Below are 1,106 nucleotides of genomic sequence, written 5' to 3'. Positions count from 1 at the left end.
TCGCATCGAAGCTCAGCCGGAAGCCGCTGGCGATCATCGCGCGGATCGCGTCGAAGTCGAACAGCTGCTCCATCAGCGCGGCATAGTCGGCGACGGGGTTGACCACCTCGACGACCAGATCGCCGACGCGCTGCTCGCCTAGCGTCCCGAGGTCAACGTCGGAAGCGTCGACGATGCGGTAGCGGTCGATCGTGGTCGTGCGCGCGAAAATGGCGTCGGTGACCTTTTCGGGCGCCGGGCCGCCGTTGCCGACATTGTACTTGATGCCGAAATCGCCGTCCGGCCCCCCGGGATTGTGGCTGGCCGACAGGATCAGCCCGCCAAATGCCTGGCGTTTGCGGATCAGGTTGGAGGCGGCGGGCGTCGAGAGAATGCCCCCCTGCCCGACCACCACCCGGCCGAAATCGTTGGCCGCCGCCATGCGGATCGCGGTCTGGATCACGGTCCCGTTGTGGAAGCGGCCGTCGCCGCCCACCACCAGCGTGGCGCCCGCCGGCGCTTCGATCGCGTCGAACACCGACTGGATGAAGTTCTCGGCATAGTGCGGTTGCTGGAAAACCGTGACCTTCTTGCGCAGGCCGGACGTGCCGGGCTTCTGGTCCGCAAAGGGCGTGGTCGCGATCTCGGGCATGAACGGCTCCTGATGGGGGATCCCCCCCTTGCAGTCGCAAAGGGGAACTGCAAGCGGGGCAAGAGGATCCTTCGAGGGCAGCCGCACAGGTGCCGCAGCGAGTGTCAGATCGTATGCATGCCGACACTTCGTCATGCATGGCATTTCCCTGCTTGTCTTTCGATCTCTGGTCGCGTCTGGAAGGGGAATGAGCCTTCCCGCGCGCTATCATGCCTGGATCGATTGGATTGGCGACGGCACGGGCCTGCCCGACACCATTTTACACATCCACGCCGGGCTTGCCGTGCTGCTGGTGGTCCGCTTTGCAAGCGGCCGATCGCTGGCGACCTTCATCCCCTTCGCCGCCGTGTTCTTCGCCGAGGCGGCCAATGAGCTGATGGACTATTTGCTCTACGGCATGCGCTGGGAGGATACGCTTGGCGACATCGCCAATACGCTGTTCTGGCCTTTGGTGATCAGCCTGAGTGTGCGGTTA

Annotated in this window: 1 protein-coding gene and 1 pseudogene; one reads left to right on the top strand and one right to left on the bottom strand. The window is 64.4% G+C overall.

Annotated features, from left to right (window positions below):
- Positions 1 to 631: pseudogene (locus VPH46_RS16305) on the bottom strand (alpha-D-glucose phosphate-specific phosphoglucomutase); the annotation flags it as partial.
- A gap of 187 nt (positions 632 to 818) precedes the next feature.
- Here VPH46_RS16305 and VPH46_RS16300 point away from each other — a divergent pair.
- The coding region (locus VPH46_RS16300) for a hypothetical protein (RefSeq protein WP_416612912.1) at positions 819 to 1,106 on the top strand (288 nt) is incomplete at its 3' end.

Source organism: Sphingomonas sp. MJ1 (PH-R8), assembly GCF_048058635.1.
In the GTDB taxonomy this organism is placed as follows: Bacteria; Pseudomonadota; Alphaproteobacteria; order Sphingomonadales; family Sphingomonadaceae; genus Sphingomonas.
Note: the sequence above shows the minus strand (reverse complement) of the source record. Positions and strands in the feature narration are given on the sequence as shown.